At 38.3% G+C, this 26583-nt stretch carries 23 protein-coding genes and 1 pseudogene; 16 read left to right on the top strand and 8 right to left on the bottom strand.

Going from position 1 to position 26583, the window contains the following annotated elements; genetic code table 11:
- The first annotated feature begins 10 nt into the window (after window positions 1–10).
- The gene (locus tag EHQ49_RS05340; RefSeq protein ID WP_208732182.1) at window positions 11–1477 is read left to right on the top strand and encodes a sodium:proton antiporter; all 1467 of its coding nucleotides are present in this window, start codon (window positions 11–13) and stop codon (window positions 1475–1477) included.
- 296 nt (window positions 1478–1773) lie between these two features.
- On the opposite strand, the gene EHQ49_RS05345 is transcribed toward EHQ49_RS05340, so the two are convergent.
- Both EHQ49_RS05345 and EHQ49_RS05350 read right to left on the bottom strand, forming a co-directional pair.
- Window positions 1774–2757 (bottom strand): DUF368 domain-containing protein, encoded by a 984-nt coding sequence (locus EHQ49_RS05345; RefSeq protein WP_135577058.1) that lies wholly within the window; start codon window positions 2755–2757, stop codon window positions 1774–1776.
- 27 nt (window positions 2758–2784) lie between these two features.
- Window positions 2785–3852: an MraY family glycosyltransferase gene (locus tag EHQ49_RS05350; protein WP_135577060.1), complete on the bottom strand. Its 1068-nt coding sequence runs from the start codon at window positions 3850–3852 to the stop codon at window positions 2785–2787.
- A gap of 77 nt (window positions 3853–3929) precedes the next feature.
- Between EHQ49_RS05350 and dapA the strand changes: the two genes are divergently transcribed.
- From dapA to EHQ49_RS05370, 4 genes are read left to right on the top strand one after another with little or no spacing between them, the layout of a single operon-like run.
- On the top strand, window positions 3930–4814 hold the full coding sequence (dapA, locus tag EHQ49_RS05355; RefSeq protein WP_135577062.1) for a 4-hydroxy-tetrahydrodipicolinate synthase: 885 nt from the start codon (window positions 3930–3932) through the stop codon (window positions 4812–4814).
- Entirely contained in the window at window positions 4807–5610 is an 804-nt protein-coding gene (gene dapB, locus EHQ49_RS05360) for a 4-hydroxy-tetrahydrodipicolinate reductase (protein WP_135577064.1), read from the top strand. Before dapA ends, dapB begins: the two co-directional genes overlap by 8 nt.
- Window position 5611: 1 nt before the next feature.
- Window positions 5612–6442 (top strand): diadenylate cyclase CdaA, encoded by an 831-nt coding sequence (gene cdaA / locus EHQ49_RS05365; RefSeq protein WP_135577066.1) that lies wholly within the window; start codon window positions 5612–5614, stop codon window positions 6440–6442.
- Window positions 6439–7485: a CdaR family protein gene (locus EHQ49_RS05370; protein ID WP_135577068.1), complete on the top strand. Its 1047-nt coding sequence runs from the start codon at window positions 6439–6441 to the stop codon at window positions 7483–7485. Before cdaA ends, EHQ49_RS05370 begins: the two co-directional genes overlap by 4 nt.
- Before the next feature lie 100 nt (window positions 7486–7585).
- Here the strand turns inward: EHQ49_RS05370 and EHQ49_RS05375 are convergent, their stop codons facing one another.
- Window positions 7586–8473, bottom strand: a complete 888-nt coding sequence (locus tag EHQ49_RS05375; protein WP_244241357.1) for an alpha/beta fold hydrolase — start codon at window positions 8471–8473, stop codon at window positions 7586–7588.
- An 86-nt stretch (window positions 8474–8559) separates the two neighbouring features.
- Between EHQ49_RS05375 and EHQ49_RS05380 the strand changes: the two genes are divergently transcribed.
- On the top strand, window positions 8560–11121 hold the full coding sequence (locus EHQ49_RS05380) for an adenylate/guanylate cyclase domain-containing protein (protein ID WP_135577070.1): 2562 nt from the start codon (window positions 8560–8562) through the stop codon (window positions 11119–11121).
- Window positions 11122–11125: 4 nt separating this feature from the next.
- Here the strand turns inward: EHQ49_RS05380 and fliF are convergent, their stop codons facing one another.
- Window positions 11126–12826, bottom strand: coding sequence for a flagellar basal-body MS-ring/collar protein FliF (fliF, locus tag EHQ49_RS05385; RefSeq protein WP_135577072.1), 1701 nt, complete (start codon window positions 12824–12826; stop codon window positions 11126–11128).
- A 108-nt stretch (window positions 12827–12934) separates the two neighbouring features.
- On the opposite strand from fliF, the pseudogene EHQ49_RS05390 reads away from it, so the two are divergent.
- Window positions 12935–13171 (top strand): annotated as a pseudogene (locus EHQ49_RS05390) (type II toxin-antitoxin system PemK/MazF family toxin); the annotation flags it as partial.
- A gap of 35 nt (window positions 13172–13206) precedes the next feature.
- On the opposite strand, the gene EHQ49_RS05395 reads toward EHQ49_RS05390, so the two are convergent.
- Window positions 13207–14676, bottom strand: a complete 1470-nt coding sequence (locus tag EHQ49_RS05395; protein WP_135577074.1) for an aspartate aminotransferase family protein — start codon at window positions 14674–14676, stop codon at window positions 13207–13209.
- Between the two features lie 164 nt (window positions 14677–14840).
- On the opposite strand from EHQ49_RS05395, the gene EHQ49_RS05400 reads away from it, so the two are divergent.
- The 3 genes from EHQ49_RS05400 to EHQ49_RS05410 all read left to right on the top strand — a co-directional run bounded on the left by EHQ49_RS05400 (window position 14841) and on the right by EHQ49_RS05410 (window position 16776).
- Entirely contained in the window at window positions 14841–15491 is a 651-nt protein-coding gene (locus EHQ49_RS05400) for a TetR/AcrR family transcriptional regulator (protein ID WP_135577076.1), read from the top strand.
- Window positions 15492–15551: 60 nt separating this feature from the next.
- Window positions 15552–16208: an HAD family hydrolase gene (locus EHQ49_RS05405; RefSeq protein WP_135577078.1), complete on the top strand. Its 657-nt coding sequence runs from the start codon at window positions 15552–15554 to the stop codon at window positions 16206–16208.
- 70 nt (window positions 16209–16278) lie between these two features.
- Window positions 16279–16776, top strand: a complete 498-nt coding sequence (locus EHQ49_RS05410) for a DUF7000 family protein (RefSeq protein WP_135577080.1) — start codon at window positions 16279–16281, stop codon at window positions 16774–16776.
- Between the two features lie 193 nt (window positions 16777–16969).
- On the opposite strand, the gene EHQ49_RS05415 is transcribed toward EHQ49_RS05410, so the two are convergent.
- Window positions 16970–18295 (bottom strand): alpha/beta hydrolase family protein, encoded by a 1326-nt coding sequence (locus tag EHQ49_RS05415; RefSeq protein ID WP_244241358.1) that lies wholly within the window; start codon window positions 18293–18295, stop codon window positions 16970–16972.
- A 211-nt stretch (window positions 18296–18506) separates the two neighbouring features.
- Here EHQ49_RS05415 and EHQ49_RS05420 point away from each other — a divergent pair, with 211 nt between their 5' ends.
- Entirely contained in the window at window positions 18507–19067 is a 561-nt protein-coding gene (locus tag EHQ49_RS05420; protein WP_244241359.1) for a TetR/AcrR family transcriptional regulator, read from the top strand.
- A 107-nt stretch (window positions 19068–19174) separates the two neighbouring features.
- On the opposite strand, the gene EHQ49_RS05425 is transcribed toward EHQ49_RS05420, so the two are convergent.
- Window positions 19175–20380: an MFS transporter gene (locus EHQ49_RS05425; protein WP_135577084.1), complete on the bottom strand. Its 1206-nt coding sequence runs from the start codon at window positions 20378–20380 to the stop codon at window positions 19175–19177.
- 235 nt (window positions 20381–20615) lie between these two features.
- Between EHQ49_RS05425 and EHQ49_RS05430 the strand changes: the two genes are divergently transcribed.
- The 5 genes from EHQ49_RS05430 (at window position 20616) to EHQ49_RS05450 (ending at window position 26130) form a co-directional block, all read left to right on the top strand.
- Window positions 20616–22214 (top strand): xylulokinase, encoded by a 1599-nt coding sequence (locus EHQ49_RS05430; protein ID WP_135577086.1) that lies wholly within the window; start codon window positions 20616–20618, stop codon window positions 22212–22214.
- Window positions 22215–22229: 15 nt separating this feature from the next.
- The gene (locus tag EHQ49_RS05435; protein WP_135577088.1) at window positions 22230–23081 is read left to right on the top strand and encodes an aminoglycoside phosphotransferase family protein; all 852 of its coding nucleotides are present in this window, start codon (window positions 22230–22232) and stop codon (window positions 23079–23081) included.
- Window positions 23078–24682, top strand: coding sequence for a glycerol-3-phosphate dehydrogenase/oxidase (locus EHQ49_RS05440; RefSeq protein ID WP_135577090.1), 1605 nt, complete (start codon window positions 23078–23080; stop codon window positions 24680–24682). Before EHQ49_RS05435 ends, EHQ49_RS05440 begins: the two co-directional genes overlap by 4 nt.
- Before the next feature lie 61 nt (window positions 24683–24743).
- Window positions 24744–25676, top strand: coding sequence for an MBL fold metallo-hydrolase (locus EHQ49_RS05445; protein ID WP_135577092.1), 933 nt, complete (start codon window positions 24744–24746; stop codon window positions 25674–25676).
- Window positions 25677–25689: 13 nt separating this feature from the next.
- Window positions 25690–26130 carry a DUF4430 domain-containing protein gene (locus tag EHQ49_RS05450; protein WP_244241360.1) on the top strand — a complete coding sequence of 147 codons (441 nt, stop codon included), beginning with the start codon at window positions 25690–25692 and terminating at the stop codon, window positions 26128–26130.
- Window positions 26131–26199: 69 nt separating this feature from the next.
- Here the strand turns inward: EHQ49_RS05450 and fliE are convergent, their stop codons facing one another.
- On the bottom strand, window positions 26200–26565 hold the full coding sequence (gene fliE / locus EHQ49_RS05455) for a flagellar hook-basal body complex protein FliE (protein WP_002975092.1): 366 nt from the start codon (window positions 26563–26565) through the stop codon (window positions 26200–26202).
- Between the last annotated feature and the right edge of the window lie 18 nt (window positions 26566–26583).

Raw genomic sequence — 26583 nt, forward strand, 5'->3', positions numbered from 1 at the left:
GGTGAGCATGTTGAAGAAGCTTCTCACAACGATAGTATTCCTTGTTTGTTTGTCAGTGACAACAGCAGGTTTATTTGCGGAAGACCCGACTCCGGTTCCGACGCCAACAACCACTCAGGAAGAAACAGGACATTCGTCACATGGCGAATCAGTACATCAGGAATTGCCGTATTGGTCGGTTTTACCTTTTGTTGCCATTTTACTTTCTATCGCAATCTTGCCGGTTGCCTCTCACAAAACTTCTCATTGGTGGGAAGACAATAATAACAAATTGATCCTTGCTGTGGGACTTGGAGCCATTTCTTTTGTGGTTCTCCTCATTTATGGTTACAGCCATAATATCGTTCACACAGTTTTCTTCGATTATATTCCTTTCATCATTTTACTCGGATCTTTGTTTTATATTTCCGGTGGGATTGTGATCAAGGGAGACATTCATGCAACACCACTGAACAACACATTGTATTTGTTAATTGGTGCGGGTCTTGCTTCCTTTATTGGAACCACTGGTGCATCTATGTTACTGATCCGTCCTTTGTTAAAAACAAATAGCGAAAGAAAACATGTGGTTCACACCGTTGTATTTTTTATTTTCCTTGTTTCCAACATTGGTGGATCCTTAACACCGCTTGGTGATCCTCCACTATTTCTTGGTTATTTGAAAGGTGTTCCTTTCACTTGGACATTCAAACTTCTACCTGAAATGTTGTTTGCTTCTGTGATTTTACTCGTTGTTTATTTTGTTTGGGATACCCTTGCTTACAAAAAAGAAACGAAGAAAGATCTTAAAAAAGACGATAAACTGGCAACTCCATTCGCCATTGGTGGTCAAGTGAACTTCATTTGGTTACTAGGTGTGATTTTGGCTGTTGCTTTTTTGAACAGTAACTACATCCCACAAATCAATGAAACTCCTACACTTGGATTTATCCGGGAAGCAGTATTACTTGTACTCATTGGTCTTTCTAAGTTAACTTCCAAAGAAGAAAATCGTAAGTTTAATAACTTTACCCTTCATCCAATCCAAGAAGTGGCATATCTCTTCATTGGAATTTTCATTACAATGATCCCTGCTCTCGTGTTACTCGAAGCACACGGTAAGGAACTTGGAATCACAGAGAATTGGCAATTTTTCTGGGCAACTGGGGCTTTCTCTTCAGTTCTCGACAACGCGCCAACGTACCTCACCTTTGGTTCGTTAGCTTCTGGACTCCTTACTCCTGCGGGAGCGGCAGCTCCTCTTACCCTCGGTCAGTTCATTGGAAACGTCCAAGCGGAAGAAATTCTAAAAGCCATTTCCGTAGGTGCGGTGTTTATGGGTGCGAATACTTATATTGGTAACGCTCCTAACTTTATGGTGAAGTCTGTTGCAGAAGAAAACAAAGTAAAGATGCCATCTTTTGGTGGATACTTAGCATATTCTATGGGAATCTTAGTTCCTGTGTTTATCCTAATCACTTTCGTGTTCTTCGTTTAAACTGATTCAATGGACCGGGGAGTTCTCCCCGGTTTTTCCCCGCACAACAGTCACAGAGCAATTACATCATAATTACAACGAATTTAAGTTTTCCTCGAATCATCATCTGAATCATTTTATCATTCAACTGCCGATGATGGTTTTTATTCTATCTGGCATCTGTATTTGAGTTTTCGCCAGCGCCTATTTGCAATTTATAGAATGGAGTTTAGGTTTTGGTTCGAGGTGATTTTAAAAGACTAAGTCTGGACTTTGCATCCAGACTTGAAATGGTAGGAAATGGTTCTAGGGGGAACCTATTTCTTTTCTTGTAACGATTCCAATTTATTGAGTCCAAATCCAAGAACCAGTCCAAAAATAAGGGCTGCGAGTGGGATTTGTGTTTCTGCAAAATCTTTAGGCAAAACATTCTTAGCCGTTGCAATTTGAATGTCTCGTTTCACTTCTCCTGACCTACCTACAATCGTTTGACCATTGGCATAGTCTTTGAAAGGCCAAAGGATAAAGAAAGATCCTAAGATAAGACCAAGTAAAAATGTCATTGTATGGGATTTGTATTTTTTAAATAACCATTTTACAAAATGAGTAAAAATCAGAAGTCCGAGTAAACAACCAATTCCAAATGCTGCAAGGAAAATAATGGAACTTGGTTCGAGGATTGTGGAAAGTTTTCCAATCACGATCTGATATTCACCTAACACGAGCATGATGTAGGAACCGGAGATCCCAGGTAGGATCATGGCAGATATAGCAATAGCTCCTGTAAGAAAAGCAATGAGTGGATTTTCGGAACCTGTTGTATCTCCCATAAAGAAACTAGGAAGAATTGTGAGTAAAATTCCAGGAACTAAAAATAACCATACAACCAAGCTATGTTTTTCGATGAGTTTGTAAGGAACCGCAAGAGAAGGAAAGATCAGTCCAATAAAAAGAGCCAGTGTGGCTTGCGGGTGGTTTTGTAATAAAAACTGAATGAGTTTGGCACCAGAAATTACGGATAACAACAAACCAATTCCAAGAAATACTAGGAACCAAAAATCAATCCGTTTCATTTCCTCTGCAAAACGATTTCTTACATCTTCTTTCCAGAAACCAACCAATAAAGCTAATGATGTTTTGATGGTGTTTAAGTTTAGGGAAGTGATGGCAGTGATCAACCTGTCATAAAGTCCGAGGATGAGTGCAAAAGTCCCTCCGGAAACACCGGGGATGAGGTTGGCAATCCCGATGAGAAAGCCATTGAGAAGGCAGAATAAAATTTCTTTTTTCGATAGAGGCATAAAGGAAAGAATGGGAGTGCAAAGACTTTATGCAAGGTTTTTTCTAGGTATCAAAGTCCAAAGAATTCCATAACTCATTGATGCAAAAAGGAATAAAAAGGTAAAGGTCAGGATATTAGAAACTTCATAAGTTTTTAATACAAAATGGATGCAGACAATGATGAGGTTTAAGATAGAGAAAATACTCAAAGATCCTATTTTTCCTAACTTAGTTTCTGTGATACGTTGGAAAAGATGTTCTCTGTGTGCCGAGAACAAATGTTTTTTTTGAAAGAATCGTTTGATTAAAGTAAAAACCCCATCCAGCCAAAAATATGGAAACAGATAAAAGTAGGATGTAATGTCCCAAATTTCAAAATTTGACCTGTCCCATTTTCCGACAAACAAAGGTAATACCATAACAAAAAAACCTAAGGCAAGTGATCCACTGTCACCCATAAACAATTTTGCTTTTGGGAAATTATAAAATATAAATCCAAACATAGAAACGAACAATATGACGTATAAACTGTAACCGTAGTTACCAATTGTATAAAAGTGGGGAGAAACTAAACTTAAGGAAAAGAAAGAGATAAAAAGAGTGGTAACTAAATACCAATCCATTCCATCCATAAAGTTGACTAGGTTCACAGCAAATACGATAAAAATTGTGAGAATGAACACCTGGATTGGTTTGGGAACTGCAATTCCTTCTAAAAAAAGAATCTCAGGACTTACCCAGATCAAAAAAAGAGCAACTACGGCCAGTTCTAAAAATAAACGCAGTCTGGGACTTAAGTGGTATAAATCATCTATAAACCCGAGAACACAAAATAGAAAAATACCAGCTAACAAAAGATAGATGTCTATTCTTTGGAACGGTTCTATAGGTAGGGGAAAAGACCCTCCTATTTGCGGGTAAAAAAGGAGACCAAGGAGAACGGTAAGGAACAAGGGAATGAAGAACATCCCCCCAGACTTTTTGGTGACCACATCGTGGAGGCTTCTTTCATTTGGCACATCTTTGACGCCAAAACGGGAATAGACATAGAATGTATGCAAAATCAGGCTGAGAATCGCAAGAATGGCAATCATAAGCGGTAAAAAAGAGACCATTTTCGCAAAGTTTATCGGTACGGGGTCTTTTGGCAGTTTTTTATTGCAAAAATCCGTCCCTCTTCGATGTTTAATTTATGTTTCAGGGCGTTTATACCGCGGTCATCACCCCTTTCCGCCAGGGGAAAATCGATTACGATAGTTATTTTAAAATCCTAGAAAACCAAATCCGTTCGGGCGTGGCGGGTGTGGTTCCTTGTGGGACAACGGGGGAATCTCCCACTCTTTCTTATGAGGAACATAAGGAACTCATCCAAAAGACGGTTCAGGTGGTTGCCGGGAAGATTCAAGTCATTGCAGGTACTGGTTCTAATTCTACCAAAGAGGCGATTGAACTAACTGAATCTGCTTGTAACGACGGAGTCGATGGAATTTTATCTGTGAACCCGTATTATAACAAACCCACTCAAGAGGGGATGTTCCGTCATTTTACAGAGATTGCCAATGTATCCTCTAAACCAGTGATGTTGTATAACATTCCTGGAAGAACCAACGTGAATTTATTACCGGAAACGGTAGCAAGACTTGCGGCCCATCCCAAAATTGCAGCAATCAAAGAAGCAACTGGTGACTTAGGGCAAATGGCAAAGGTCATTGCGATATCACCGTCTGACTTTGGTTTGTTGTCAGGTGATGATAACTTAACCTTACCTGTTTTATCAATTGGTGGTAGGGGAGTTGTTTCTGTAGTATCCAATCTTTTCCCACGTGCTTGTGTGGATATGGTTTCCCTGTATTTACGTGGCGACCTTGAAGCATCCAAAAAGATTTATTATAAACTCCTTCCGGTGTTTATCAATGCATTTATCGAAACCAATCCCATCCCTATCAAAGCTGCTATGAGTTGGTTTGGATATTGCGAAAATGAACTTCGTCTTCCAATGACTGCTTTGTCTGAAGGTTCTCCCGCTGATGCTTTCAAAAAAACAGTATTCCAATTGAAAGAGGAAGGCATTGTCTAAGATAAAAGTTGGTGTCATAGGTGCTGGCGGAAGGATGGGAAAGGCCATCATCCAAGTGCTTTCCCTATCCAAAAAATCAGAGTTAAGTGCTGCTGTTGTCAGAGAAGGTGCCGTTTATGCAGGATTTGATTCGGGAAACCATGCTGGAATCAAAGAGACGGGAATTTTACTTTCTACCGACTTACAGAAAGCATGTGAATCTTCAGATGTTCTGATTGATTTTAGCACTCATACTGGATTTGAATCCATTTTAAATGCTGCATTATCGAACAGGAAACCTTTGGTGATTGGCACAACGGGGCTTACTGATTCCGATAAAGCTCTCATTCATTCAGCAGCAACATCCATTCCTATTGTGTTTTCACCCAATATGTCTGTTGGTGTGAATCTGTTATTTAAGTTAACAGAGATCGCAGCAAAGGTGTTAGATGAAGATTTTGATGTAGAAGTTTTGGATATCCACCATCGCCATAAAAAAGATGCACCTTCCGGAACGGCCATGTATTTAAAAGAAGTTCTTTTGAATGCGACCAAACGTACGGAAAGTAATGTCATTTATGGTCGCCATGGAATGTATCCAGAACGAGATCAAAAAGAAATTGCCATGCATACGATGAGAGCTGGTGAAGTAGTTGGCGAACATACCGTATATTTTTTAAGTTCAGAAGAACGAATCGAAATTACTCATAAGGCTCAGGATCGCAAAACATTTGCAACTGGTGCGGTAAAAGCTGCCGAGTTTTTACACGGAAAGTCCAAAGGACTCTATAATATGTTCGATGTGTTAGGAATCTAAATTGGATTTTTTTCGAGGATTATACATCATTCCATGGAGTAAAAATTACATCTCCATATCCTTAGATATTTTAATCGTCGCATTTTTAATTTATAAAACCTATACAACCCTACGAAGAACACGAGGAATCCAACTTCTACTGGGTGTAGGTATCATTTGGATTTCGGGAAGCCTTGCTGAATACTTAGGATTTGAGCTTCTGGAATGGATTTTGACTAACATTAGGCCAGCCCTTGTGTTTGCGATCATTGTCTTACTGCAACCCGAACTTCGCCGTTTGACTGGAGATTTGGCAAGGATTCGTCTTCTTCGATTGTTTTTTCTGAAACCCACTTTTGATTTAGATCCCATTGTGGAAGCAGTTCGGATCATGTCTCAGGAAAAAACTGGATCTATCATTGTTTTAGTTAAAGACATTAGTTTGAAAGATATATCTGAGAATGCGGTGCCTATGGATGCACAAGTATCATCGGAAGTGTTACAGACAATTTTTTTTAAAAATTCTCCTCTTCATGATGGTGCAGTTATCATTGAACAAAACCGAATTGTTTGTGCTGCATCTTATTTGCCTATGAGTAGTTCGGTGGAAATTGCAACGCTCGGTGCAAGGCATAGATCTGCTCTTGGACTTTCGGAAGAAACAGATGCCATCATTATTGTAACGTCTGAAGAAACTGGCGATATCACTATTTGTTATGAAGGTGAAATGTTACATCCGGTAAAACCGCTGGAACTCAAAGCACTTGTCAGTGGTCTTATGACGGGAAGTCGCCGATCTAAGGAAGAATCTCTTCGAAAATCGAAAGAAAAAGATTCCGGAGTGAGTATATGATTTTAAAGTTACTTGGAAAGTTGGTTCGTAACTGGAAAGCCAAACTGGTGTCTTTAATCATAGCCAGTATTTTTTATGTTAACCTCCAAAACTCCAAAGTATTAATTAAAACAATCAATGTCCCGGTCGACTATCCAAAGTTATCTGGCAATTTAAACTATGCCAAAAATCCTGAAAAAACAATCCCTGTTCGTGTAGAGGGATTAAAGGATGTTGTGAATTATTATTCTCAATTTATGAAGGCAGTCATTGACCCAGAAGATGTACAATTTGGTGTCACGGAAGTACCGATTAAAAAAATTGTAGGTGTTCCTAGTGGCGTTAAGGTCACAAAACTGAAAAAAACGGTTCCTGTGGAAATTGAATCTCGCGGATTGAAAGTGGTTCCATTAGAGGTTGTATTTGAAGGCGCACCACCCGCTAACTTTGAAAAATTAACTCAAATTGTGAGTCCGCAAAAAGTAACATTAAGTGGAAAACCACAAGATTTGGAAAAAATCGTTAAGGTTCTATTGCCGGAAATTTCACTTACTGATAGAAAAGAGCCATTTGCAAAAACAGTTAGGATTCCTGAACTCCCTAAGGGAATCAATGTTCTCGGTTCTCGGGATGTTACCGTAAATGTGAACATCATACCTCTTTCTTATAAAACGGGAGAACAAACGGCTGCCGGGATTCCCATTGTTTGTTCGGGTCTTGATGGCAAGTTAGATGCAGAACTTTCAGAAGAACAAGTAGCGATTCGTTATTTTTCTTTAAAACCAATCCGTTCTGCACAGATCCTTACAGGAATTACTGCACAAGTTCCTTGTAATTATATCTATGATCCTATTAAAAACAAAATCATTCCCGAATTACAACCGCAAGTTGCTAAAGTTCGAATCATTAAAAACAAAGACTTAAAAGGAATTGAAATTTTACAAATCAGTCCTGAAAAAATTGAGATTCGTTATAAAGTCAAAGAACAAAATCCGGAAGCAGATCCAACGGATGACGGAACGGGAATGGAAGTTCCAGGAACCATTCCTTCCGACCGATCCTAAACTTTAATAATCGAATGTAAGATGGATTCGATCCTATTTCTCCCGATTACATTTTCAGAATCTAGTATCAAATTTAAATCCAACTTACAATCCTCTATTTCTATTTTAGAAATTCGTAGATTTCTTTAAAACTTTCTTCTGGGTTTTCCCATTGTGGGTAATGTCCAATTGATTCCCAACGAATGAGTTTTTTATTTTTGATAGGAAGTCTTTCGATTTCATCTGCTAAGTGACTTCCACTGACTGGATCTTCTCCACCATTGATAAAGAGGAGTGGAACTTCTGTTTGGAGAAGTGCATTTTTCCAACGTTCCCCATGTAATCTTCTTTCTTTAATGTATTTCAGAAGTTTGTGTGGGATCAAAACTTTGTTTGGATAAGTGATTAATTTCCAGAGAACAGAAATTTCTTTGTCATTTGGTTTTGTATTTTTTCCAAATACTTGAGCAAAAGCTACACCAAATTTTTTTTCATCATAGAACCTTGATAAGATTGCACCTAATATAGGTGTGGCGAGAAGTTTTTGTTTGAATGTCGGTCTATGAAGATGAGGAAAAAGTCCACCATTTAGAAAAACGGCCCCATCAATTTCATACTTACGATCCGCACGTTCTAAATGTCTGGCTAAAATCTCTTGACCCACACTCACTGCATAATCATGAAAAACAAACTTCACCCTTCGTAGTGCGTTCTTTTCAATGTAGTTTTCGATGATATCTGTTTGTTCAATGAGTGTATATTTATGTTTTTTTGGTTTAGAAGAATATCCAAATCCTAAAAAATCAATGGCGATTGTATTGAAGTATCGGGAAAGACCGTTGAAGATTTTGGAGTAGTCCCAAGAAGATGTAGGAAATCCATGAAGTAGGATTAGGTTCTGTCCTCTTCCTTCTTGTATGTAGAAGATTTGAAATTTTTTATATTCAAAAAATTTGCCAGCTGCCAACCATTCTGTTGCGTTCTTTTTTGGAAAGTTAAGATCCACCATATCCGACATAGCACAGCAAAAGAGGAAGTGAGTCAAATAGAAGAATTTGCTACTTTCTGATTTCCCGAAAGCCGATCTTTAAAGAGATGGAATCATACCCTCTTATTTATTTTGTAAGACCTGAAGGAATTATATCGGATTGGGAATACTTTTGGTACCAGATTCCTTACGGGGCTCCCGGAATTCTTACATTTTTTGTTGGATTATTTCTTAGTTACTTTGCCTTCCAAAAATTTCGTAAATCGGATGATGATAATAAAATTTTCCATTTGAACTTAACCATTTCGTTTATCAGTTTTGGATCGGTTGGGCTTGTTCTCACAACAAGAGCCTGGATTCAGAACGTAGAAACATTAGTTTTTTGGAATGATTTACTATACTTCTTGGTCGCTCCTTTGGCACCGACTGCATTCTATATGGCCTACCATATGACAGGCAAACAAAGTAAGTTGTTATTGTATTATTCTTATCTTTGTTGGTTTGCAAGCTTAGTTTTGTATTTTGGAGTTTTGATTGGGAAGGGATTTGAAACAACAGTTTTTGAATTTACCTTTGGAAAATATCCAAGAGGAAGTTCTTATGTTCGGCCTTGGGGAATATTAGCTCCGCTTGGATATTTTCTTCTGATATTACCTTCTTTCATTAAACACTATCAATACATTCGTAAACATTACCATCTCACTTTGTTTCATGGGGTGAATTTATTATTTTTACTCACAACGATGAATGCACCGAGTATCCTTGGGTTCAAAGTTTATCCAGGAGGGTTCTTTTTGTTCATTCCTATGTTGCTTGTGGCATATGGAGTGTTTCGATCTGATTTCTTTGATGTAAATGAACTTTTATTTCAAAAGAATGGGATGTTTTATTTCTTGTTTGCTCTTTTATCTTTTGTTTTGATTTTTATTTCCTTCGGTGTTTCTTTTGGACTTTCTCCCGATGCTTATGAGTCAGCAAAATGGTATCCTTGGGGTATTCCACCCGTAGTATCAGTGTTTGGTGCCGTATTTCTTTCTATTATTGTTGCAGGGGCCAATCCTTCCGCAAGGATCAATCAACTTTGTGCATTTGCACTGATTCTTACAGGTTTTTATGTCATCCAATCTGTTCCCTTAAAGTTAAATATATCTTATGTAGTGCAACTACGAATCTCGCAGATGACTTTTGTTGCTTTTGCTTTTGCCCCAAGTATTATGGTGCGTTTGGTATTTGAAGCCATTGGGCAAAAATCACCAATCTGGATACAGGGGATTGATTTTCTATGTGTGACAGCAGCTGTGCTTGCACCTTCTCCATATTTGTTTGTCGGATATTTTGATTATCCTTGGTCAAGAGTCCATCATGGGGGACCTGCCGAATTACTCGTAGGTGCGAATGGTGCGATTGCTTTGGTTTTGGTTCTTGTGACTTTTTTACGAAACAAAGGTTACATTAACTTTGCTTCCAAATGGATCATCGGCTCTTTTCTTTTATCTGCGGTATTACTTTTAGCAGCCCTCCTTCCGAGTCATGGGATCCCAATTTATCCCTTAGCCGACTTTCAATTCATACCAGCATTTTTACTTGGTTATGCGGTGCTTCGTCATGGAGCTTTGTCATTGGAAGGAAGGACCATTCAGCTCAGTCAAAGGTTAGCAAATTTAGGACTCATTACTATGGCAATTGCTGCCATTTTATATTTTCCTTTGATTCGAGAACAATACGGGGTGGGTGAGTCGGCCTTTCATCTCACAATGATTGTGCTTCCTCTTGTTTTATTTAATTATTTGGTTGTTTACATCATGTCTCGACCTTTGGCAGAGGAACTAGATATCAGTTATTTTTTGTTGGATTTAGAAAAACAAAAAGCAGATGAAGAAAGGGAAAAAGCTCTCATTGCACAAGACAAAGCAGAAGAGGCACGGGAAGAATCAGAAAAATTACTTCTCAATATTTTGCCGTATAAGATAGCTCAGGAATTAAAACAAAAGGGTAGTGTCACACCATCTCGAATTGAAAACGTTACCGTTTTATTCACAGACTTTAAAGGGTTTACTAAAGTTGCTGAGGGTATGGATGAACAAAGTTTGATCGAAGAGTTGGATGCTTGTTTCACTCAGTTCGATGAAATCATCCTTAGGAACAATTTAGAAAAATTAAAAACCATTGGTGATAGTTATATGTGCGCTGGTGGACTTCCTGTAGAAACAAGGACTAGCGCAATTGATGCTTGTTTGGCGGCATTAGAGATCCAAAGTTTTATGAACCAATTAAAAGAAATCAAAACGGCTCTTAACTTGCCATTTTGGGAACTGAGGCTTGGTCTTCATACGGGGCCCGTGGTTGCGGGAGTGGTAGGGCGATTTAAGTTTGCTTATGATATTTGGGGTGATACAGTCAATACCGCTTCGCGAATGGAGTCCGGTGGTGAAACCGGAAAAATCAATGTTTCCAAAGAAACTTACGAGTTAGTGAAGTATTTTTTTGTTACGGAATATCGAGGGAAAATTTACGGAAAAAATAAAGGTGAGTTGGATATGTATTTTGTTCACCGCCTAAGACCTCGTTATTCGCAAGACCCCGATGGGAAGGCACCGAACCAATATTTCCGGGAAGTTTATTCCCGGATCAGTCATGGTGCCAATATTCGTTGGAAGAGCGAAGTTTAGTTTTTTAAGTTTGTTCTTCCTCGGCAAGCCAAGTGCGCAGTAACTGTGCCACGTCTTCTGGTTTTTCTTTTGCCAAGTTGATTGCGTTTTCGAGTAATTCTCTTCTGAGTTTTTCGTCGAGGGAGAGTTCGACTTCTGCTCCCCCTTCGTCCATCACTCGAAGAGCAGCTTCCCGCATCATTTGTTGTTGAGCAGCAAGTTCTTCTTCTCTGAGTCTTCTTCTTCTTGCGATTTCTTTTTTGATCGCACGGTATACAAGGATAGCGAGGATAAGTAAGATAAGAATTACGAGAGAAGCAATGACCATATTACGGATGGCTCTTTGTTTTTGAAACTCTTCATCTTCTGCACGGAATTGTTCGGTTCTATCTTTCGGAATGGTGATGACACTGATTTGGTCACCACGAGATCTTGTATAACCAATCGCTGCTTCTAAGTTTTTACGAACTAGTTTTAGGTCACCTTCGGCAACTGGAATGTACTTTCTGTCATAACCCATTCCATCTTCTCTTTCCTTTCGTTCCCAAACACCATCAACTACAACAGAAAGTCCAATTTTTTCAATTTTCCAAGGTTGGCGTTTGATGTCTTTGACTCGTTTATTGAATTCGTAGTTATTAATATTTTCGTCTTTGGAATATTCGGCTTTTTGGTAATCCGTGTCTTTGTAACCAGGAGGAAGGTTCGGTTCCGTTCCGGCTGGGCCATCGGGAGTAAACCCACGGCCTTTAAAAGATTCTTTTGTTTCTTTGGAAGATACTTTCAGTGAATAACCATCTACCAACTTTCTTTCGTTATATGGTGTATCAGGATTATCTTCTTCAGCAACCACAGGTAATACTTCGTTTTCTGTTAAGGACTCTTGATCCCAGTTAAACGAATATTCAAAACGTGTGATGTCCACACGATCTTCGCCACCCAAATACCATCGAAGGGTATTTCGAATGTCGATCAGTCGTTTCACTCGTTCTTCTTCTTCGATTCTAAGTTTTTCTTGGACAATACGAAGTTCTAATCTTTCTTTTTCTAAATCTTCTTCAAAGTCGGAAATGATTTTTCCATCGGGATCGGCAACACTTACGTTCTCTGGTTTGAGTTTGGGGACGGCTCTTGCAACTAAGTTCACAATCCCTTTGATTTCTTTTTTACTCATTCCTTCCACGCCAGGTTTGAAATGTAAAATAACACTGGCTTTGACAGGATAAGAATTGGATTCAAAAAGATCTCCTTCAGGGATGGCAATGTTGACATCGGATCTTTCGATGGGTCTTAATGTATTGAGTGATTTTTCAATCGCACCTTTGAGAGCTCTATATTTTTTAATGTCTTTATCGAATTGGGTCTCTGTAAATTTTTCAATGTCAAAGAGTTCCCAACCTGTTACACCGGCAGGAATCAAATTCTCTTGTGCGAGTTTCGTAACGATTTCTTGTCTTTGTTCGGGATCCACTGTGATAAGACTTGTTTCACTCGAACCGTATGAATAACCAAGGGCATCCAGTTTTTTCGTAACTTCAGAAAAGTCTTTGGAATCCAAATCCTTAAAAAGAACCACTCGGTTCCGTTGTGACGAGACATTGGATAAGATGATGACTGCCACCACCACAACGGCGAGCACACCACCCAAAATCATTTTTTTGGTTTTGTCGAGTTTGTTGAATAACTCTTTGAGATTATCGATGATCTTTTGTAGTGGTTCAGGCATAGTACGGGCCTCGTCGAGATTTGAGACATAATGTCATGGCAATTCAGAAATGTACAAGTACTTTTCGGGGGAGAGGGAGAAAATCGCAGGTTTTAGCTCGGAATTGGCATTTCTCTGAGCGAAATGAGCCAGTTCATTGGAACAGTGATGATGGCACCAATGACCACTGCATCAAAAATATATCCCACAAGAGTGGAGTTAGCGTTTCAGGGAAAAAAAGGAGCCATCGTTTTGGATCAAATTCGAACCGTTGATAGATCCCGGTTGGTGAAAAAACTTGGGGCCTGTGATCACAAAACGATACAAAAAATCAAAAAAGTCATAAAAGAAATGTTAGTCGATTGAACTTAAATTTCTTTTATGACTTATCATTTAATTCCTTAAGCCACACCTTCTACTTTTTGGAACACACGATCAAATCGTTTGAGTGCGTCATCAATCACGGCATCTGTATCTGATGCGCTCGTATAAAGCCTACTTCCGGCGAGTGTCACTAGACCTTCTGACATATAAGCCGCTCCCATTTCTTCCATGGCATGTTTTCGTTTATGAGCTTCTGCGATGGTTTTTTTGATCGTCCAGAATTTTTTGATATTGATATCGAGTAACATTGTACCAACGGTTTCTAAATGGCAGATGGATCCTTGGTTGAAAGCAACAAAAGGAAGATCGTATTTTTTGATTAGTTTTTGTAATCCTTTGGTAAGCCTGTCACCCGCTCTTCCTGATTTTTCAAGAGCCCCTGTTTTTTCCATTTCGCAAAGTGTAAAATAACCAGCTGCTGAACTCAGTGGGTTTGCTGCCATCGTTCCACCGATTAACGCCTTTTTGGTGCCTGTTTGAAGTCCTGCAGATACATACTTCATGTATTCTTTTTTACCACCGAGTCCACCAGCAGACGGATATCCACCTGCAACTACTTTACCAAAGATGGTAAGATCAGGATCCACACCAAAATAACCTTGGGCTCCACTGAGTCCAATCCGGAATGCAGTCACCACTTCATCAAAAATAAGAAGGGCACCATATTTGTTACAAAGTTCACGTACTCCCTTGTTGAAATCAAAGTCGAGAGGTCTTGTTCCACTTTCAGGGCCCACTGGTTCAATGAGAACTGCAGCGGTACCACCAAAAAAACGATTTCGTTTGAGTACGGATTCTAACGCGTTCAAATCGTTCGGATAAAATTCTTGAGTGTATTTGAAAATGGATTTCGGAACTCCATTGGCTTCGAAATGTCTTGTTCCTGGGATACGCAGTCCATACGCAAGTTGATCACTCCAACCATGATAGGCTCCACCCATCTTCACGATGTTTTTTTTCTTAGTGGCTAGTCTTGCCACACGAATGGATGCCATACATGCTTCTGTTCCGGAGCCGAGCATTCGAAACATTTCGACAGAAGGGACTAACTCTACAATTTTTTCGGCTAACTTATATTCGTATTCATGAAAGAGGCCCGTGACTGGACCTGTTGTATTGAGAAGTTCAATGACTTTTTTGCGGACAATGTTGGGATTACTTCCGAGAACTGTGGGTCCACCTGCTTGTAAAAAATCGATGTACTTGTTTCCGTCTAAATCATAGAGATAAGCACCTGATGCTTCTGTGAACACAAGAGGGAAAGGATGGTTGAAGGAAAGATTGTGTTGAACGCCGCCCGGAATGTACTCCGAAGCCTTTGTAATCATGGCTTTGGATTTACTACATTTTTTATCGAAGTAGTTATGGATGATTCCCTCCATTTCGTTTTTACGGATGGAGCGGATCGGAAGGGAAATTAATTTCCTTAGGTCTTTGTAGATTTGGTCTACGTTTGGGTATTCATTCATGGAAAAGCCTTTGGCCATATAATCTTTCCTCTTCCGGATCTTTTTTCTTGACAATGAGTGAGTTATCACTCATTGTCAAGAAGGAATTCATAAAATAGTTCGAGAATGCTGGATTCTTTGGAAATAGGCTTAAATTTCCTGGAGAAATCCAGCCTTTTTCGTTTATTGGACAGGGAAAGAGTATGGTAACGAAGCATTTTAACGATAGTTTTGAGCGGATTTCCGAAGAAAAGAGGAACCGAATTTTAACCATAGCCATTTCTGAATTTGCCAATCGTGGATTCACGAGTGCCAATACCAATACGATTGCACAAAAAGCGGGAATCAGTGTTGGTTCTCTTTATAAATACTTTGAAACCAAAGAAGATTTTTTCCTCACCGTAGTGGATCACGGAATCACTCAATTGGAAAAAACATTAGAATCCGTTCTTTCCTTGGATTTGGATTTGTTTGGCAAAATTGAAAAGATCATCCGTATCATCCAAACACATTCGCGGATCAACCAAGACATCATCCGTCTCTATAACGAAATGACAACAGAAAGTAATTATGAACTCATCACTCGTTTGTCTGGTGAGTTGGAATCATTATCTGCAAAATGTTATATTGAAATGATTAACTTAGCCAAAAAGGAAGGGAACATTTCATCTGATGTAGATAGTAACTTGTCTGCATTTTTACTAGATAGTATCTTTATGACGTTGCAGTTCTCCTATTCCACCGTATATTATAAAGAACGAATGAAAATCTATTTAGGGGAAGATGTGTTTGATAAGGATGAAGACGTCGTGGCTGGGGTCATGAAAGTGATCCGTCGCGCTCTTGGTGGGTAGGATTCAATTTTTGAATATGGTGATGGTTCCGAATTTTATTGAATCAATCACGTGAATTATATGATAAAAGCGATTCTATTTGATTACGATGATACTTTAGTCCAGACACGAAGAACTCGTCACCAGACAATTTATAAATTATCTGACGAGCTCTTTAAAACGAGAATCACTGAAAAAGAAATTGATGAAGCTTGGGGACTTCCCGCTGAAGAATTTTTATTAAAACTATTTGGACGATTTTCTTCGGATCTCCATTATCTTTGGGAAGTTTATTTAGAATTCTCGAAAAAAGATTTAAACATCCCTCATCCTCAGGCCTTTGATTTTATCAATAAATACCAAAACTCGTTCAAATTTGGAATCGTCACTTCCTCCAGTGGAAAAGTTGTCCTCCGTGAATTGGATGAACTCCAAATCAACAAAAGTTTATTTTTCCAAATTCAAACCTCTGACCAAACAAACGTTCACAAACCGAATCCAAAAGTTTTTGAGCCAATTTTTGGATTATTAAAAAATGAAAAAATCACTAAGGACGAAATAATTTATATTGGTGATTCGCCGGTTGATTACGAGTCAGCGAACAAATTTGGGTTTCATTTCCTTGGGATCGCACATGACAATAGACATGTTGATTATTTTCAAAGCGGTGAGATTCCATTCGTGAAGAGTTTTTTAGAATTAGAAAGTTATTTGATGAACAAAGAAGGATTTATATAACGAATGAGGTTTCTTAGGTCTGATTTGTTGATACAATCATCATAGAAATCACAGGAAAAAAGAAATTCGAATGAAAAAAGACTTTAATGATTATGTAAATTCATACAAAGAACAACTCCAATTAGGAGACATCCAAGAGGCATACGCAGGGCTTGTTAAATACGTAACAAAACTTGGCACAAATTTATCCAAAAATCTTTCTAAAACTTATTCCTTTGGAAGTCTTTTTCAGGGTTATATGGACTATACATATTTCTATTACGCGAACAAGTTCTTGAAAGATAGAAAATTAAAAATGGGTTTTGTTTTAAACCATCCGAAAATGCAATTTGAAGTTTGGCTTTTGGGTCAAACCATCCCCATTCAAGAAAGATATTGGGAGTATTTTAAAAATACAAAGTGGAACAAAAATAGAACTACCAAACCACAATATTCTATTCTTGAGACTATTCTCATTGAAAAACCCAATTTTAATGATTTGGAAAAACTTTCCGCACAAATTGAAAAGAGTATCGTTCAGGTGACTGCGGAAATTATCCAAGACATTAAAGTCAGTAAGCTGAAATAAAAAGTTAGCAGATCAATAACACCTACGATTAAGAAATCAGGTTTTTAGATCCCTCGTTTCAGACGTACGCCAAATATTTGTTCACTATCAGTTAGGTCCTTATATCACCTTGTTTTTTTGCGGTGTGTCAAACAAGGTGAGTGTCTGGCCATCAACAATCGTTTGTTAAATTGCCAGTCTATGAGTCCTTTAGTTATTTATTTAAATTTGAATTGTTAGATTCAAATCGTTTGATCCATTCAAAGAAGTCCGCCTGCCACAAAGTTGATGCACCAAGTTGGCAATGTTCTGCTCCGCCAAATTCTTCATCGTAAATAATCGTCTTAACACTTCTTGCATTTTTTAAGTTTTTTTGAAAGGTTTCAACTTGATTGAGAGGAATGAAATGGTCTTTTGCTCCAGCAAGTATTAAAACATCTTGCTTGATTTTATCGGCAACTCCCTCTAATGTAAATTTTCTAAAAGCATTTAAAGTTTCATTACTATCTTGCGTATTGAATGTCCAACGAGCATTTTTCATTCCCCATGAAAAAGTGGAAGAGAATCTTGCCTTCACGGAAGCTAAAAATTCAACTGTTTTATAAAATTCATGTTTTTGAAGCCAGATTGCAATTCCTGGAGTCGCATTTTCTGCAACAGCACCAAAATCATAACCGACATCATACGCTACCAATCCATCGAATCTTTCATCAAATGCTGCGGCACGTGGGCCTAGGTAACCGCCGAAACTCATTCCAACTAATACGATCTTATCATGTTTTTTATGATTTTTAAGGAAAGTATCCATCACTGCTTTGGTTGGTTTTTCCCATTCATGTGTAAATGGTAGATTTTGTTTTCGGATTACTTCACCTTGGCCAGGACCTTCATAAGTTAATACACTATAACCTCTTTCGTAAGCATTATGTGCTATAAAGAAATACAATTCTTCTAATACAGAGTCAAATCCTCCTACGAATACGATTAGTGGTTTATTTTCGCTACCTGCAGGTCCAGGGAAATAATTGGCATTTAAAGAATGGTTACCATAAGGTACTTTTATGTGTTCGTATTTAACGCCTAACGTATTTAAACCTTTATAAAATGCATCTGTACTCTTTTTGTAAACGGATTCCCTTTGGGGGTCGGCTGGATCCATAAAAAACTCTGCAGTCCTTAGATAATTATGAGCCCTTAATAGTGCATTTCCTCTACTCTTTGGATCTGTATATTGTTCTGCTTTTTGTAAAACGGCATTACCTGTGCGTTTCCAAGCAAGATACCAACTATCCGTATCACCTTCCTTGATATGTTTAATCGTTTCTAAAATTTCACCTGATTCAGCACCATCAGCTCTAACATCATTGATCGCTCTAAGAGTTTGAAAATGGAAGGCTTGATTATCAAAAAATCTTCCTTTTTGAACACTGGAACAGTCACATAAAATTGCCATACAAATATAGATTGGAAATAAATTTACTGATAACCTAATTATGTTGGATGTTATTAATTTTATAAAATTGAGTTTTTCTATCAGCATGTTTCATTTCTCCAAAAATGCGAACTTTGTTCATGTTTTTGGTTCGGTTTAATTAATGTAAACAAAAAAATAATTATTTTGTTTTAATCAGAAGATTTAAGTAACCTGTAAAAATTAGGTGAGAGAGGCCGAAATTATGCCAAAGGCAGTCAAATCATCCTCTAAAATTCGGAACCCTGTTCAAAACCGTTCCATTGAGCGCAAAGAAAGATTGATCGAAGCTGCGTATCAATTGGTAAAACTAAAAGGATATTCGGAAACAGGCATTAGAGACATCGTTGATGCTGCAAATGTATCTATTGGAACATTTTATGCGTATTACAAAGATAAATATGATATAGCATTTGAAATTCTAAAAAAATACGGAGAGGAGACTTACGGTCAATTAGCCGAAGGAGTTATTTCATTCCTTCCGAATGATGCAAAACTATCTGAAATTGTTTATCGAATGCTCCTCCAATTGAAAAAATCTGCTACGAAAAATCAAAAATTACACAAAGAGTTTTTCCTTTTATCATTAACAGATAAAAAGTTTGGCGAAGTTGTTCGAGAAAATGAGCATATCCGCATTCAGATTGAATTTCAAAAATTGATAACTTACTTTAAAGAAGGAAAAAAAATTAAAAATGATCCAATTTCTTTAATACTTGTGCAACGGGTTATTGATGATATTACCACCTATGCAACATTTTCTAACTTAGGTGATAAAGAAGAAAAACTGATCGCAGAAACGTCAATCATGGTAGCAAACTATTTATATAAGGAAAAGTAATGATTTTTGGAACGAAAACGTTGTATAGGTGTTTTGCTATTTATAACTTACCATGTTTGCCGTTAAAATTTGCCAACAAACATAGGTAAGTTACGAATACCCTTTGATTAAGATTTCATAAATGGAGATTCTTTTAACCAGAATACCATCACAAAATTCACTAGGGAAAGAATGAGAAGGATGTATAAGAAGGAGATCATCCCAAAAAAATTAAGACCTAGGATAAATAAAATTCCTGAGACCTGTCCGACAAGGAGGAGTAAACCTTGAGAGGTAGATTCTGGAGCTGGGGAAGTAATCTCCGCACAGTATTGAAATCCAATCGGTGCCCCAATTCCCAGTAGAAAAAATCCAATCACAATAGAACCGATGAGTAGGAAAATAAAACCTTGGAACAATACAAATAAACTAAGGCCGACTAAAAATCCAGCCATCGCAATGATGAGGAATAGTTTTCGTTTTTGTAATTTGTCAGAGATAGGAGGGATGATGATTCCACCGATGATCCCTGCAATCAACATCACTCCACCAACAAGACCTGATTCGTCGATATTCAGTCCTTTGATTTCACAGATTTGATCGATACAAGTACTCACGGCATTAAAAACACCTAGTCCAATCAAAAACAAAAATAGGATTTTTCTCATATCCTTTCCTTTCCATAAAAAACGAAGTCCTTCTAAAAAAGGGAGTTCTTTGTCTTCGCCGTGAGTACTTGGAGAAGTAGGTGGTCTTTCTTTGATGAGTAAAAGAAAGAGAATGGCAGAGATCACAGACCCAACTCCGTACATCATCATGACTTGTGGGATGGTGTTTCCTGACTGGAGTAAAATTGGTGTGAGGATCATCACAAGAATGATTCCTAAAAATTGTGCCAGGGTGCCAAGAGCTACGGCAGTTGCCCTTTCTTGGATGGGAAACCATAAAACACTAATTTTTGTGACAGCATTGAGTAAAAAAGGTTGGGCTATAGCCAAACCAATTTGGCAGACAAGGACAATTGTATAATCTGCAGCATAGATACCTTTAAGCGATCCACAAACGCCTGTTAATATGGCTCCAAATCCCACACCTTTTTTGATTCCATAAGTATCAATTACATAAGAGGCAGGAATGGCGATGAAAACAAAAACGCCAAGAAACACAAGGGAGAGTAAATCAATTTGGATGGGGTTTACATGATAAAACTCTTTGGCATCCCGGGCTATTGGTGCATAAGTCAACCATTGCAAACATATCGTTGCAGTGATGACAATATAGGCGAACAACACGACCCAGCGGTAAGCATACAGTTTTGGTGGGTTTTGGCTCATTTTCGTCCCCTTGATTTAGATCTTTGGATTGGCGGCCTTTCGAATCACTGGTTCGGAATAAATTCCCCGTAGGGACGATGCCGAAGGAAAATGATTTGCCATCCGAGCTGATGATTCTAAATCTTTGTGAGTGATCACTCACTTTTTTCGCGGTTAGGAAGAAAAACGAAAACCCTGGCTCGCGGCGGATCCGTTGAGTGGGGCAAACCAGCGCGAGTGGATCAACGGAGTTTTCATGGAATCTGGATACATACTGACTTATGATATTGGCACAACCGGGGTCAAAACTTGTCTCTTCCGGATGTCACAGGCTTTGGAGCTTGTGACATCGGCCAGTTTGGAATATTCGATCCAACTTTTCGAAAACGGCGGTGCTGAACAAAATCCAGAAGACTGGTGGTCTTCTATGAAAGAAACCACTGCTCAAATTTTAACCCAATCCAAAATCCAACCAGACTCCATCCAAGGCATTTCCTTTTGTTCCCAAATGCAAGGTCTTGTGCTTGTGGATTCGAAGTTTCAAGTGGTTCGCCCTGCGATGAGTTATATGGACCAAAGGGCAACTCGTGAGATGAAGGAAGGTATTGTTCATGGATTTAAAATCGAAGGGATCAATGCCATAAAACTGTTGTTATCTCTTTGGATCACAGGGGCTGTGGCTGCGAGTGTGAAAGATCCTATTTGGAAATACAAATGGGTCGAAAAAAATGAACCAGAAGTTTTCTCTAAAGTGAAGTGGTGGTTCGATGTAAAAGAATTTCTCATCGCTCGTTGTACTAATGAAGCAGTGATGACTAGAGATTCTGCTTTTGCAACTTTTCTATATAACTCAAGGGTGGGAAAAGGAAATTGGAGTCCTTTGCTTTGTAAATTATTTGGAGTTCGTCTGGATCATTTACCAAAGATTGTGAATTCTTCGGATCGTGTGGGAGGGCTCACAAAAGAAGCGGCAGAATATCTCGGTTTAAAAGAAAACATATCAGTGTTTGGTGGTGGTGGTGACGCTTCGCTCATTGGTGTAGGGGCAGGAGCTGTAACAGAAGGGGACACTCATATTTATGCAGGAACCTCTGGATGGATTTCTACTGTCACAAAAAAAAGAACTGTTGATATAGGTGCAAGGATTGCATCCATTGTTGGCGCAAGAGAAGGATTTTATAATTACTTTGGAGAACAAGAAACATCCGGAAAATGTTTACAGTGGGTGAAAGACCACTTAGCCTTAGATGAAATAGATTTATATTTAGAAAAAAAGAAAATTACAGATGGTCCGGAAGCCATTTATGAAAGTCTGTTTGAGTTTATGTTTGATTCCATTAAAGACACAGATCCTGGCTCCAGTGGAGTGATTTTCACACCATGGCTTCATGGAAACCGTTGCCCTTTTGAAGATCCAAAAGCAAGAGGGATTTTCTTTAATATTAGTTTACATACAGGAAAAAGAATTCTCATTCGTTCTGTTGTGGAGGGAATCCTTTTTCACAAACGTTGGATCTTAGAACTCTCCAATCAGAAGGTCCCATCCTCAGATACCATTCGATTTGTAGGTGGAGTGGCACGTTCTACATTTATATGTCAGGTGTTAGCTGACATCACCGGTAAAACCATTGAACGAGTTGTTCATCCGGAGAATGTTGGGGCTATGGGAGCCGCAGCCATAGTGGCTTACGGGCTTGGAATGATTCCAAAATTTGAAGATATTAAATCAATGATACCCATTCAAGATAAATGGATTCCCAATTCGAAACATAAGGAAATTTATGATCGAAACTTTAAAGTCTTTAAAAATCTTTATAAAAGTAATCAGAATAATTTCGCAATTTTAAATTCATAAATTTAGGAACATGGTATGAGCAAACAAAACATAGAGTACAAAAAAGAAAGTTTAGGAAAACCTTTTGCTATTGGAAGGTCGGCGGATTTATATGCGTTAGAAGATCATAAAATTCTTAAATTGTTTTTTCCGGATGCAAAAGAATCAGAAATTGATTTGGAATGTGAAAATACCGTGGAGGCCAATACAAAGGGTGCATCTAAAATGCGATGTTATGGAAAGGCAAAAGTTGGTAACCGATTTGGAATTATTTTTGATCGAGTGGATGGAATATCTCTTACAAAACTACCTGATAAAAATCCTTTAGAATTGTTTCGTATTGCGGGAACACTGGCTCGTTTGCATTACGGGATTCACAAAATCACATCTGATAAGTATAAAGATATAAAGGTAATTCTAAATGCCTGTTTGTTGTCGGAACCACTTTCTTTTTTGAATTCAGAAGAAAAAGAAAAAACCAAATCATACATAAGCACGTTACCAGATGGAAATTCCATTCTTCATTTGGACTTTCATCCAGAGAATGTAATTGTAGAAGGGAAAAATGAGATCATCATTGATTGGATGACTGCCGCTAAAGGAAATCCTGCTGCTGATGTTGCATTCACTGTATTACTTTTTACTGATGCAGAACTTTGGCCAGGAACACCCAAACTAAAAATCATTTTTTATACGATCATCCGAAAGTTCATTCTGGGTGGTTATCTTAAAGTTTATAAACAATTAAGTGGGAGAACTGATGCAGAAATTACTGCTTGGAGACTTCCGGCACTGATCCTTCGTTTGGGTCTTTGGAACATTGAAAGCGAAAGAGAACGTTTGAAATCACAAATCCTTAGTTTAGTTGCCAATGGTGGCCGTGTATGAATTTAAAACTGGATCGTTTTATTGAAACGTATGATGGGGAAGAGTTCGATGTGACTATCATCGGCGGGGGAATTACTGGAGCCAGTTTGGCATATGAAGTCGCTAGTCGTGGTTATACGGTGGCTCTTGTGGAAAAAAAAGACTTCGGTGGTGCTACCTCTGCAGCCACAGGAAAACTCATTCATGGTGGTTTACGTTATTTAAAACAATTTGAAATTGGCCTTGTGAGAGAAGCGTTGAAAGAAAGGCGAATCCTTTCCAATATTGCTCCTAACTTAGTGTATCCTTATCCTATGGTAATTCCTAAACCTGGACTCATGGCAAGGATCGGACTTTTTGTTTATGATCTTTTGTCTTTTGATAGTAAGTGGACTTGGGATGAATCCAAACAAATTCCGAACCACAAGTACCTGAAAAGAAAAGACCTTTTGGAAAAGAATTTGGGAGACTTTGAAGACGCCGCTTATTTTTATGATGCGATTTGTTTGAGTCCAGAAAGATTAACACTTAGTTTTTTAAAATCAGCTGCCGCTTATGGGGCAAAACTTTCGAATTATACGGTTGTCGAAGATTTGATTTGGAAAGACAAAACTGTAGTAGGGATTCGTGTTCGCGATGCACTTACCAATGCAGAATCTCAAATTCGTTCTAAAGTTACCATCAATGCTTCGGGGCCTTGGACTCATCATATACTTTCAAAGTCACCAAAAACGGAACAACCACTTCCCAAAAAACGATCGGAAGGAATATATATCATCACGAAGAAATTAACAAACTTAATGACTCTTTATGTCGGAGACAAAGGTCATTTTAGTTTTGCTCCTTGGAGAGGCCACTCAATGATAGGGCCAACAGAAAAATCTTATTTTGGGAATGTGGAAGATTGGAAATTAACTCGCGAAAGTATCATTGAGTTTATTGACTACATCAATGAAACTTCTCATTTAAAAGAAAAGTTGTCGATTGATGATGTTATATATGCTTATGGAGGCCTTCGACCTTTAATTGAAAGTTCTGATGATACCTATTCGGCATCAAGAAGGTCGGAACTTTATGATCATGTTCGTGATGGAATCCAAGGCCTCATTACCGCGGCAGGTGGGAAATATACAACTAGTCGACATTTTGCAGAATCAATATTCAAAAGAATCCAAAAGAAACTAACAAAAAAATCAAGTCCCAATATTTCCGCAAAACAGTATTTATACGCCTCACAAATCCCTAACGTTGAAATATTCATTCAAGCAGCTCAGAAACAGAATGTTGACTTCTCGGAAAAAACCATTGATTACTTGATCCGTCATTATGGATTACAATACGAAATCATTTTGGATCTTGCAAAAAAAGCAAAAAACTTGGGTGCGGTTCTAAATCAAGATGGAGAGATTCTCGCGGAAGTTGTTTATGCGATTCGATATGAAATGGCAAAGTCTCTCAGTGATATTTTTTTAAGAAGAACAGGCCTTGGGACTTTAGGAATACTTTCGGATGAAATCATGAAAGCCATCATCGGAGAGGCTGCAATCGAATGGAATTGGTCAGAGGAAAAGAAACAAAAAGAAACAGAAGCCATTTACAAAGTTTTAAAATTACCTGTTTGAATTCTTTTTAATTCAGGAATTTCGGCTGACATTTTTCTCTTTCGTGTTGTAATCTTTGGTTATGGGCAATGTTTTAACCATTGATACTGAGTATGCGAATATGCACAACGTGGCCTCGGCTTATCTGATTGAAGAAGAAGGCCGAGGGGTTGTGATTGAAACCAATACAACTCACGCCATTCCAAAAATTTTGAAAGTTATGGATCTTCGAGGGATAAGACCACAAAACTTAGACTATGTGATTGTCACCCATGTCCACTTAGATCATGCTGGAGGAGCCTGGGCACTCCTCGAGGCCTGTCCCAACGCAATTTTATTGGCACATCCGAAAACGGCTAAACATTTGATAGACCCAAGTTTGTTGATTCGAAGTGCCACTTCGGTTTATGGAAAAGAAAAATTTGATTCTCTATACGGTGAAATCAAACCCATTCCCAAAGAAAAAATTCGAATTATGGAGGATGGGGAGTGGCTTGAGTGGGAAGGGCATTCATTTCAGTTTTTGTATACCAAAGGACATGCCAATCACCACTTCTGTATTTATGATAAGAAAACCAATGGGATCTTTACCGGAGACTCCTTTGGAATTTCGTATCCTCATTTGGAAAATGGAAAACGTTTTATTTTTCCTACAACGACACCAACTGACTTTGATTTTGTGGAGGCCATTCGTTCCCTCGATCGAATTTTAGAAACTGAAGCAGACATTGCTTATTTAACGCATTTTGGCCCTATTGGGGGTTTAAAAGAAAATGCATCTGATCTAAAAGATGGACTCACTCTTTGCAAAGAGGCCATCTCTGAGTTGGTAAATATAACAAAAGGAGAAAGATTGTCCTTTATGGAATCAAAAGTGGAAGCCATGATCCAGACCTTGGCAAACAAACATTCCATTACCCTTACCAACGCAGATTGGAGGCTCTTGCGTTTGGATGTAAATTTAAATGCACAAGGTTTAGTTTATGCTTTTGAAAAAACACAATCCAAAGGATAAGGGAGAAATTTTTTTGAATCAAAGACACTTATGTTCTATTTTGGGGTTCACTTTTATTCTAAGTTTTTTTGGATTCATACTACAATGTTCTATAGTTTCAAAATCTAAAAAATCCAAAGATCCTCAAATCCAAATTCATTTTCTTTCTCTAGATTATGAAGAAACAAAATCCATTCCTTCTTCAATGTTTGAATCAAAGGATTTACTTTTGATTCTCGCCGAATTATCTAAAAAAGAAGATCCGCCGATGCGTTTTATTTCGACAACTCGCACAGAAGAAATTATGGAAGTGAATGGAAAATCGAATTCCTGGTCGGCAGGTTGGGTGGTTTATGTGAATGAGGATAAGGTGGATGGAGTTCAGATGAAACGTGGTATTCGTGTCAGCCCAAACGATAAAATTGAAATTCGGTATGAAACCGTAGAGCGCGTGTTTGGTCGCCCTACGCCATGATCCATTGAATGAACCTGTTTGGTTTCAGAAAAAAAAATACCGAACCATGTAGGTTTAATCATTTAAATTTTATCTGAGGGTTGTGAGTTCTCTGTAGGCTCTTACAAATCCATCAGACATTGTTTTTGCAAATGTCAAAGAGATTCTTGCTTTTTCTGCCGCAATCATCACATCATGAAGTTCTACAGAGTTAGGATCAAAAACAATTTTTTGTGTTAATTCATCCGCTTCTACTTGTTGGTCATTCACTTGTTCGAATGCTTTTTTCAAAGCATCCCCAAATGTTCCTGCTACTTCATCAGGTGACTTGGCTTCATTTGTTTTTCCGTAGTGGCGTTCATCAGAACGAAAGATTCCTACCTTATCTCCTTGTGGGAGAAGGGAATAGGGTTTGTAGGTTTGGGAACTCAAATTGGAAATGCGATCAATGGCCATGCGGGTTTTCCTCACTCT

Source organism: Leptospira perdikensis (genome assembly GCF_004769575.1).
Classification (GTDB): domain Bacteria; phylum Spirochaetota; class Leptospiria; order Leptospirales; family Leptospiraceae; genus Leptospira_A; species Leptospira_A perdikensis.

What these genes read in the sequence shown, in the direction of transcription:
- EHQ49_RS05410 (WP_135577080.1), top strand. Translation starts at nt 16,279, where the DNA reads ATGAAAAAAGACTTTAATGATTATGTAAATTCATACAAAGAACAACTC.
- EHQ49_RS05395 (WP_135577074.1), bottom strand. Translation starts at nt 14,676, where the DNA reads ATGGCCAAAGGCTTTTCCATGAATGAATACCCAAACGTAGACCAAATC.
- EHQ49_RS05430 (WP_135577086.1), top strand. Translation starts at nt 20,616, where the DNA reads ATGGAATCTGGATACATACTGACTTATGATATTGGCACAACCGGGGTC.
- EHQ49_RS05405 (WP_135577078.1), top strand. Translation starts at nt 15,552, where the DNA reads ATGATAAAAGCGATTCTATTTGATTACGATGATACTTTAGTCCAGACA.
- EHQ49_RS05435 (WP_135577088.1), top strand. Translation starts at nt 22,230, where the DNA reads ATGAGCAAACAAAACATAGAGTACAAAAAAGAAAGTTTAGGAAAACCT.
- fliF (WP_135577072.1), bottom strand. Translation starts at nt 12,826, where the DNA reads ATGCCTGAACCACTACAAAAGATCATCGATAATCTCAAAGAGTTATTC.
- fliE (WP_002975092.1), bottom strand. Translation starts at nt 26,565, where the DNA reads ATGGCCATTGATCGCATTTCCAATTTGAGTTCCCAAACCTACAAACCC.
- EHQ49_RS05445 (WP_135577092.1), top strand. Translation starts at nt 24,744, where the DNA reads ATGGGCAATGTTTTAACCATTGATACTGAGTATGCGAATATGCACAAC.
- dapA (WP_135577062.1), top strand. Translation starts at nt 3,930, where the DNA reads ATGTTTCAGGGCGTTTATACCGCGGTCATCACCCCTTTCCGCCAGGGG.
- EHQ49_RS05370 (WP_135577068.1), top strand. Translation starts at nt 6,439, where the DNA reads ATGATTTTAAAGTTACTTGGAAAGTTGGTTCGTAACTGGAAAGCCAAA.
- EHQ49_RS05380 (WP_135577070.1), top strand. Translation starts at nt 8,560, where the DNA reads ATGGAATCATACCCTCTTATTTATTTTGTAAGACCTGAAGGAATTATA.
- EHQ49_RS05400 (WP_135577076.1), top strand. Translation starts at nt 14,841, where the DNA reads ATGGTAACGAAGCATTTTAACGATAGTTTTGAGCGGATTTCCGAAGAA.
- EHQ49_RS05425 (WP_135577084.1), bottom strand. Translation starts at nt 20,380, where the DNA reads ATGAGCCAAAACCCACCAAAACTGTATGCTTACCGCTGGGTCGTGTTG.
- EHQ49_RS05415 (WP_244241358.1), bottom strand. Translation starts at nt 18,295, where the DNA reads ATGCTGATAGAAAAACTCAATTTTATAAAATTAATAACATCCAACATA.
- EHQ49_RS05440 (WP_135577090.1), top strand. Translation starts at nt 23,078, where the DNA reads ATGAATTTAAAACTGGATCGTTTTATTGAAACGTATGATGGGGAAGAG.
- EHQ49_RS05350 (WP_135577060.1), bottom strand. Translation starts at nt 3,852, where the DNA reads ATGGTCTCTTTTTTACCGCTTATGATTGCCATTCTTGCGATTCTCAGC.
- EHQ49_RS05345 (WP_135577058.1), bottom strand. Translation starts at nt 2,757, where the DNA reads ATGCCTCTATCGAAAAAAGAAATTTTATTCTGCCTTCTCAATGGCTTT.
- EHQ49_RS05375 (WP_244241357.1), bottom strand. Translation starts at nt 8,473, where the DNA reads ATGGTGGATCTTAACTTTCCAAAAAAGAACGCAACAGAATGGTTGGCA.